Consider the following 9,159-nt stretch of genomic DNA (forward strand, 5'->3'; position numbering starts at 1 on the left):
CCCAGAATCGGAAAATGCATCCAACTGTAAAACACCTATTCAGGTGCAGTGAAATCAATAGGGATGTGCTTATGGATGCGCGCGATCTTAATATTAGACATCTATGTAATTTCCGGGCGCTACTAGAGACGGTTTTGACCGCGATGCAGAGGTAGACGTACCGGGACAGTGGAGACTTGATCGCAAGCGACGACACGGAGTTCAAGAATTTCACATATGTGAAAAGCAAGTGTCTGCCCAACTGAATGCGTTGACTAATAGTGCCTACGGTTGGAAATTTTTTAGTAACGATAATCAAGTAGCGCGAAAAGCGCGAAAGCAAGGGAGGAGAAAAATGGATATGGTCGAGGATACCCTCAAAAAAGCTCGCGGTATGCAGACCTGGGCGCACCGTCTGACCGCATGACGCTAGCCTCGATTCTTGGCTGGCCGAGTTTCTCAAAATCGGACCGGCCATGGTGCAAGGCTACCACGTCAGAATCCCAATTCATGTGATTTGGGATATACATGGGGGCAACTGGGCCGGGAAGAAATCGTGTTCAAACGCACACTGAACACAACGGCTCCGGATTTCGACGCAAACAGCATGACTTGCAAGCATATCCAGCGTGCCGACAGCCGATCGGCCGGGTTGCAGCGCAGGCAACATGAATATCGAACACGGTGCTGAGGAGACACCAAATGAAAGTACTGGTGACCGGGGGACTGGGAGTAAACGGTGCATTTGTGACAAGGGAGCTTGTCGGCCGGGGCCACTCTGTCGTCATAGTTGACCGTCAGAAAGACATGTCGCTGCTCGGCTCGGTCGCGGGCGAGGTGGAGCTGTATAACATCGACATCATGGACCGCGAGGCGATGACCGAACTGATGACCCGCCACAAAGTGGATGGAGTCATCCATATGGCTGCGCTTATCTCGGGACTGCAGGAAGACCCCCTCAAAGGCTTCACGGTCAACGGTCTCGGCGCTGTCCAGCTTATGGATGCGGCCCACAAATCAGGGGCTAAGCGTTTCGTCTACACCAGTTCGAGAGCGGTTTATGGCAATATCTTGGGTGAGCACGCCTACCCGACCTATAAACCGGTAACCGAGGCGCATCCGCTTGAGGCGCACAGTGTCTACGATGTCACCAAACTCGCGGGTGAGATGATGGGCCGCAACTTTGTCGAGCTTGGGCTCGAGTTTGTGGCCCTGCGCTTCGCCACCATCTACGGCCCAGGCAAACTCGTGCGGCATGGGCCGATGGGCATCCTTTCAAGGATCATCGAGAACGGGATGCTCGGCGTCCCGCTGGAAATACCGCAGGGCGGCGACGAGCGCGACGATATTATCTATGTCGGCGATGTCGGACGCTCCTGCGTTGCAGCACTAGAGCACGAAAAGCCCGGATATACAGAGTACAATATTTCCTCCGGCACCGGGGTCACTTTGGAGGAATTCGCAGAGGCAACACGCACCCATGTTCCGGGTGTAGATTTCACGATCGGGCCTGGTCTGGATTTTTTCAATACGGGCGTCCGTTATGCGGGCATCCTGGACAATTCACGCGCCCGAACTGATCTCGAATTCACTCCGAAATACGATCTGAAATCGGGCGTCGGGGCTTACATCGCGACAATGGAAGAATTGGGACTTAGGCCGACTGCCACGTGAACCAAAACCCATTTCGAGCAATACAATGGCACCGCCGCCAAGGGAGGAATACTTGATGCAGCAGGTTTTAAAAGGTGGATCATTGAATCAGGAACAGATGGTTCTGATAATTTCAGCCATCCTGTTTATCTTGTTTTCAATTACACTTGACAGTTTTCTTCAGATTTCGAACCTCCTGTCTCTCCTTCAAAACGTTTCGATACTCGGCATTCTCGCAATAGGCATGTCCGTGGTGATCATCGGGCGCGGCATCGACCTGACGATGGTCGCCGTCATGGTATATTCCGTTGGCTGGAGCTTCTCGATGTATCTCGACGGAATGCCGATCCTGCCGGCGCTGGCGCTCGGACTGCTACTGGCGTTGGCCATCGGTGCGTTCAACGGGTTTCTGGTTTCCTATGTGGAGATTCCGGCAATCTTCGCGACGCTGGCCATGGCGACAGTCATTTCCGGGCTTGGCCGCTTTGCACTTGTGGAATCCGACACGCTCTTCATTACCGTAGACTTGGGACTCTTGGGGACGCTCGGGTCGGGCCGGCTCGCGGGGGTCGTTCCAATGCCGGTGATCCTTTTCCTGGTTCTTGCCAGCATCGCCTATGTGGCGCTCCGCTTTACCCGCTACGGCGCATTTGTCTATGCTATCGGCGACAACTACACTGCAGCGCGAAACAACGGCGTCGCCAACCGGCCGATGACCCTGTTGATGTACACGGTCTCCGCGGCAATTGCCTTTTTTGCCGGATTGATCATGACCACGACCGTGTCGACGGTAAACACCAAGCTGGCCAACTCCACCATGATCTACGATATCATCCTTGTGGTGGTCATCGGCGGCATTGGTCTTTCCGGTGGCAAAGGCAGCATCCGCAACGTTCTTTCCGGCACGATCCTGATCGGTCTACTGCTGAACGGGATGACGATCATGAACATCAGCTACTCCGTTCAAAGCATCTTAAAGGCGGTCATCCTGCTCGCGGCGATCATCGTCGATTCAATGCTGAACCCGCGAGACGAACAGACATCCCAGCAGGGTGACATCTGACAAACCAAGAGAAGTGTTCCGGAACCAAAGGGAGGAAAAACCATGAAACTCGGAAACAAGAAATCCATTCTCGGAATTGCGGCTTTCGTAGCCGGTACAATGGGTCTGCTGAGCCCCGCGCTCGCCGAGCGGCCGGATGACGGGCTCTATGATCTATACACGTCGTCATTTGAGGACAAGGTCGTCGCCTTCGTTCCGATCGGAATGTACGACCTGACCCAAGGCTGGATCGCGGCGCTGGAACATAGCGCCGAGCGTCTGGGATACGACTTTCAGGTCCGCGACCCTAACTGGAGTATCGACGCTGGCGCGCAAGCTCTTGAGCAGTTCATCGCGGAAGAGCCCGACATCCTCATCTTCCAGAACAATGACATGCATGCATACACCAAACTCGTCCAGCGCGCGATGCAGGCCGGGATCAACGTGATCCAGATGAACCTTAAGACACCGGTCAATTCCGATGCATTCATCGGCGGCGACTGGTATGCAGTTGGCGCGGCCGAGGCTATGGAGGCAGTTCGCCTATGCGGCGAGGGAACCTCGGGCAAGGTAGCGATTCTTCAGGGACCCGTGACCAGCCCGCCGAGTCTACTTGGCGTCGCGGGCATCGAAGACACCTTGGCGGACTACCCCGAAATCACCATCGTCGCCAACCAAGCCGCTGATTGGGATGCCACGAAAGCGCATTCCATCGCATCCACACTTCTGAGGCAGCACCAGGATCTATGCGCCTTTGTCGGCCTTTGGGACAATCAGGATATTGGCGCCGCGGCAGCTATTCGTGAAGCTGGCATGGAAGACCAAGTGATAGTGATTACCGAAGGTGGCGGCCATCAGACATCCGGTTGTGAAAACATCCGCAATGGCATGTTCGCCTCCTACACAAAGGTCGATACCCGCGATCAGGCGAGACAACTCGCCTCCGCTGTCGAAATGCTTCTCCAGGTCAATCCCGAACCTGGTTCGCAACCTTTCGGGCTGTATACCGACAACCAGCTTCTGACCCCGGAAACCGTTTCCGATACCTCCTGCTGGACCGTCGAACAGATCCGACAGGGTGGTTAATCCAGCCCGGGCCGGCAACCGTTGCCGGCCCGAACCCGCATTCTGAGGAGGAGCAGATGAACATCTTTGGCACTTTCAATCCGTACCGGCAACCTACACCGCCGGGGCTGTCGGGACCCGAATACGCCAGAATGGCTGGGCTAGCGGTATCGTTCCGCCACGCAGTCCGGCTCCTCGTCCGGCATCGATCACCGGATTTCGCTGCTATGTCTGGGGCTTGTCCCCCAAAGATCTTGGAAATGCGAAACACACTCGGTTGTCGGGGTCCTGCATACCAGCTGAGTCAATCAAGCAGGTCACCCCACGTAACCATCATTCCGCAACCGGCTGACGATCGTATGCCGCAGAGAACTTGGAGCACCGCATGAGCGCCAGTGAGACAATAACGCGTTGGCGGTACCGCCTGATTCCGGATCACGTTGTCGGGGAAATCCTGTCGAAGAACTGGATTGATAACGCTATCCCCATCATTTTTTTGGGCATCGCCGTAGCCATCTTCTCGGTCATTCTGCCGGGCATTCTGTCTCCAGGCAGCCTGGCGATCTTGGCGCGTGTCCTCGGCGAATACCTGTTCATCGCTATTGGAATGACACTGGTACTCAAGGCAGGCGGTATCGACCTGAGTGTGGGATCGAACTTCGCTCTGTGCAATTTCGGCGCGTTATACTTGGTCAATGCGCTTGGCCTACCGCTGGTTGTCGTCATCCCTGCAATTCTGCTGCTCGGCGGCTTGGTCGGTGCGGTGAACGGGTTCTTGGTGGGGTATCTGCGGCTTCGGGCCTTTTTGACCACGCTCGTGACTCTCATCCTCGTACGCGCAATTGTTGAACTCTTGTCGCTCAAGTACAGCCTCGCGGCGGCCTACTCCGCTACGCCGGTGCCTGCTTGGGACTTTCTCGGCGCTGCCAATATCCTTAACGTGCCATTCAGCTTGGTGGTCGCAGCCGTCGCGGCGGTGGCCACGCATATTCTGATGACTCGGCTTCGGTTCGGCTGGCATCTGAGCGCCGTTGGTGGCTCTCGGCGCTCCGCCTACAACATCGGTTTGCCGGTCAAGCGGATCGTTGCGCAGACTTACATTTTTAGCGGGGTATTCACGGCAGCAGGTTCACTGTTCTATGCCTCTCGACTCGGCAGCACCAGCGGCACCGTTGGCGTGGGTCTAGAGATCATTATCCTGACTGCTGCGGTTCTGGGCGGAAACAGCCTCGGCGGCGGGCGTGGGTCTGTGGCCAAGGCGGTGATCGGGACGATGATCGTCGTGCTCGTCTCTAACGCGCTGATCCGCATGGGCCTGCGCACCGGCGCAAGTGAACTTGTGCTGGGCACCATCATGCTTGTGGCCGTCGCCATTGACGTGAAATGGATGAAGAACCGCCTGAAGGTTCTGAACAAAGCCTATGTATCACCGACCTACCTGGCCTTACCTCCCAACCCGGAAACCCGGGAAGGCTCGGGCTCAGTCTATGAGGTCAACAACAAGCTTGGCGATGCCGACGTCATCGGCAAAGGCGAACTGGACGGGCCGGAGGATGTCATCCTTGACGAGGACGACAATCTCTATTGCGGTAGCCGCCATGGCGACGTGGTACGGTTCTTCGCGCCCGACTACACCCGCCACGAGGTCTACGCCCATATCGGCGGGCACCCGCTCGGCATGGCGTTCAACCGCGACCACGAACTAGTCGTCTGCGTCGGCGGGATGGGGCTTTACAAGATCACCCGCGAGCGCGAAGTGGTGAAACTCTCGGACGAAACCAACCGCTCGCTGCTTTCCGTCATCGACGATTCGCGCATGCGGCTTGCCGATGATCTCGACATCGCACCGGACGGTCGAATTTTCTTTTCCGAGGCGACGATCCGCTACAATACCAGCGAATGGATGCTCGACGCGATTGAAGCGCGCGGGAACGGTCGGCTGATCTGCTACGATCCCCGGGACGGATCATCGCGCACCTTGCTGTCGAACCTGAAGTTCCCGAACGGCATCTGCATGACCGATGACGGCGAGTCCTTCCTGTTCGCACAGACCTGGGATTGCAGTATCTCGCGCTATTGGTACGACGGCCCGAAAAAAGGCCAATGGGAGAAGGTGATTCCCGATCTGCCGGGCTATCCGGACAACATCAACCGGGCGTCAGATGGGCATTTCTGGTGCGGTCTGGTCGGGATGAGATCGCCGACCTTCGATCTGGCGCTGCAAATGCCGCAATACCGCAAGCGCATGGTCTATCGGGTCGCCGCCGACGAATGGATGTATCCAAACATGAACTTCGGTTGCCTAATCAAGTTCGACATCGACGGCAACATCCTCGAAGTGCTCTGGGACCGCGAAGGGGCGAAACATCCCTCTCTGACTTCGATCCGCGAACACAAGGGCAAGCTCTATCTTGGCGGTTTGTTCAACGACCGGATTGGTGTGTACGACATCCCCGGTGCGGATCCCAACTGGACCGGCATCAAACATTATTGGGGAGACAAGAAGGATGGGTAACGTGTTCACCCGCTACATCGATCGGCTCCGCGGCAGCGGGGATGCGGCGATCACGCTACCGCCTATGGATGGCGCTCTGCGACCGAACAACCGTATCGAGGAAGCCGAGCTTCTGGTTTCAACCGAAGCTCCGGACAACCTCGTCCTCCATGACGGTAAAGTCCTGTTCTCCAGCGGTAGCTCACTGCGCTGTCTGACAGCAGACGGCCAGGTCGAGGAATTGGATGCTACCGACAGCACCATCGAGTTTCTCACCAGTCATCCATCCGGTGCGTTGGCGATCGGGTTAGGTGCCGGCCGCATCGAGATTAGGGGCGGACCCCATGATGGCAAAAGACTTTCGGCCCTAGGCCAGACGCCGATCGTGGCGCCGAGCGCCGCAGTCTTTGTCGATGCCGATACCCTGTTGATTTGCCTCGCTAGCAGGCAGCATGCCATGGGGGAGTGGAAGCGGGATCTGATGACCTTTGGCGCCACCGGCTCCGTCATGAAAATTGATCTCCGGACCGAGGAAGCGATCTGCATAGCGCAGAATCTTGCTTTTCCAAGCGGGGTCGCACTGAAACCGGACGGTGGAATTCTGGTTTCGGAAAGCTGGAAGCATCGCGTTCTTAGCATTGCCGAAGATGGCAAGATCACTCCGGTCCTCGATGAGCTTCCGGGCTATCCTTCACGCCTTGTACCGGGGGCCGGAAACGACATCTGGATGTGCGTTTTTGCACCACGTACACAGCTGATCGAATTCGTCCTGCGAGAGAATGAGTACCGTAAACGAATGATCGCGGAGATTGATCCTGAATACTGGCTCGCACCTTCGCTTCACTACCCGAATTCCTACCTTGAGCCGATGCAAGGGGGCGGGCTGAAGCAGTTGGGCGAACTGAAACCCTGGGCACCGTCCCGCTCCATTGGGCTCGTGGTCCGCCTCGATGGTGAGGGAACGCCTTGGGAAAGCCTACATTCCCGCGCCGATGGGCGCCGGCACGGAGTAACGAGCTGTCTGCCCACAGATGAGGGGCTCGTGATCGCTTCCAAGGGCGGAGACGCCATCGTGAGGGCAATAACATGAGTGTAGAAATGATTGACGGACAACCCCTGGTAGAAATGCGATCCGCAACCAAGGAATATCGCGGAGTTCCGGCCATCAAGAATGTCGATTTTAGGCTTGCCCCCGGCGAGGTCCACGCCCTGCTCGGAGAAAACGGCGCCGGCAAGTCGACCCTCACCAAGATTATGGCTGGAGTAACAGAGCTTACCTCGGGAGAAATGCTGCTAAACGGGCAGTCTGTGTCTTTTTCAACGCCAGGCGAAGCGTTGGAAAATGGCATTGCGATGGTGTTTCAGGAAACAAGCCTGGTGCCCTCGATGACCGTTGCCCAGAACCTTTATCTAGGCGAAGAAAAGCTATTCAACCGTCTTCGCGGGATCTACATCGCGGCCCAGCAATTCATGCAGTCCCTCAACTTTGATGTGGACCCTTGGGCGGATGTCGCCACCTTGGGCGCTGCGAAGAAACAGATGGTGGAAATCGCTCGGGCTGTGCGTCAGCAGGCACGGGTTATCATCTTCGACGAACCCACGGCCACTCTCACGCCTGAAGAAAAACGGCACTTCTTCAATCTGGTGAAGCAACTAACACGCCGTGGCGTCGCGGTGATTTTTATCAGCCACGCCCTGGAAGAGGCGCTGGCTATTGCCGACAGCATTTCGGTCCTGCGCGATGGGGAACTGGTAGCGACCGGACCGACAGGCGAATTTGATCGCAATTCGATTGTTCAGGCAATGGTGGGCCGCACGCTCTCGGAGGAGCTCTACCATTCCCATGGGGAAGACATCGTACGGCGACCAGGAAAAAAGGTTCTTTCGGTTCAGAACTTGTCGATGTCAAAGGTGGTTAAGAACAACTCCTTCTCCGTCTACAATGGTCAAATCACTGGCATTTTTGGTCTCATCGGCTCCGGCAGAACGGAGGCCGCCAAAGTTATCTCGGGTGTCCTAAAACGGGATTTCTTTCATGGTGGCGAGGTGCGACTAAACAACAAGCCGGTGCGCTACCGAACACCTCGGCGTGCGGTCAAAGACGGGATCGTCTACGTGACGGAAGATCGGAAAATCGAAGGATTTTTCGAGAACATGTCGATTGCGGACAATATCCATCGTGCCGCGCAAGCCGCAAATGTCAGCTCTAGCTTTTTCGTCAGCTTCTCGGAGGTGAAGGAAATGGCGGCCGAGTGGAGCAAGAAGCTAAACATCAAGGCGATCAACTCTAACGCTCGAGTGATCGAGCTGTCAGGGGGGAACCAGCAGAAAGTGGTGATTGCGCGTGCGCTCGTCCAAAAACCCAAGATCGTTATCTTTGACGAGCCGACGCGTGGTGTTGACGTCGGCGCCATCGCCGAAATTCACCAACTTATCAACGAGCTTGCGGATCAAGGCATCGCTGTTGTCGTGATCTCCTCTTATTTGCCCGAGATCATGAACATCTCCGATCGCATTCTGGTCTCGCGAGCAGGTCGCATCGTAGAGGAGTTTTCACCCGAGGAGGCAACGGAAGAACGGATCATGTTCGCGGCAGTCCACTAATTTCGTCTCGGTAGCAGGTCGGGATGAAGAGCAACTAAGGTGGTTACGGCCGCGCACGCAGCGGTCAGGTTTCGAACACGTGTGTCGCAGTTCGTTGATTGTTCTTTGGCGGAAGTGTTCCCGTTCAAAACGCTGTTCATAGTTTCACTTTGTTATTAGTTCCCTTGGAAATAAGACTTAGATAATTTAACATAAACTTCATTATGCGCTTTTATATTGTACGCGCAAAGCGATAACGTCACTCTCGAGCAAAGCAGAAGTGTCACTCTCCTCGCAAAACGATGTGAGGATGAGTGGACATGGGATGGGTGATGATGAGCGA

The 9,159-nt window shown here is 56.0% G+C and carries 6 protein-coding genes; all 6 read left to right on the top strand.

The features are described from left to right. Positions 1–681: 681 nt before the first annotated feature. Complete coding sequence (locus QQL78_RS21000; protein WP_274836290.1) at positions 682–1,653, top strand: NAD-dependent epimerase/dehydratase family protein; 972 nt, start codon at positions 682–684, stop codon at positions 1,651–1,653. Between the two features lie 55 nt (positions 1,654–1,708). Next, positions 1,709–2,695, top strand: a complete 987-nt coding sequence (locus tag QQL78_RS21005; protein WP_274836289.1) for an ABC transporter permease — start codon at positions 1,709–1,711, stop codon at positions 2,693–2,695. Positions 2,696–2,737: 42 nt separating this feature from the next. Beyond that, the gene (locus QQL78_RS21010; protein ID WP_274836288.1) at positions 2,738–3,760 is read left to right on the top strand and encodes a sugar ABC transporter substrate-binding protein; all 1,023 of its coding nucleotides are present in this window, start codon (positions 2,738–2,740) and stop codon (positions 3,758–3,760) included. A 364-nt stretch (positions 3,761–4,124) separates the two neighbouring features. Next, entirely contained in the window at positions 4,125–6,254 is a 2,130-nt protein-coding gene (locus tag QQL78_RS21015; RefSeq protein ID WP_274836287.1) for an ABC transporter permease, read from the top strand. A gap of 1 nt (position 6,255) precedes the next feature. Then, positions 6,256–7,323, top strand: a complete 1,068-nt coding sequence (locus QQL78_RS21020; RefSeq protein ID WP_284376781.1) for a hypothetical protein — start codon at positions 6,256–6,258, stop codon at positions 7,321–7,323. Beyond that, positions 7,320–8,837 carry a sugar ABC transporter ATP-binding protein gene (locus QQL78_RS21025; protein WP_274836285.1) on the top strand — a complete coding sequence of 506 codons (1,518 nt, stop codon included), beginning with the start codon at positions 7,320–7,322 and terminating at the stop codon, positions 8,835–8,837. Before QQL78_RS21020 ends, QQL78_RS21025 begins: the two co-directional genes overlap by 4 nt. The last annotated feature ends 322 nt before the right edge of the window (positions 8,838–9,159 follow it).

Source organism: Sulfitobacter pacificus (assembly GCF_030159975.1).
Classification (GTDB): Bacteria; Pseudomonadota; Alphaproteobacteria; order Rhodobacterales; family Rhodobacteraceae; genus Sulfitobacter; species Sulfitobacter pacificus.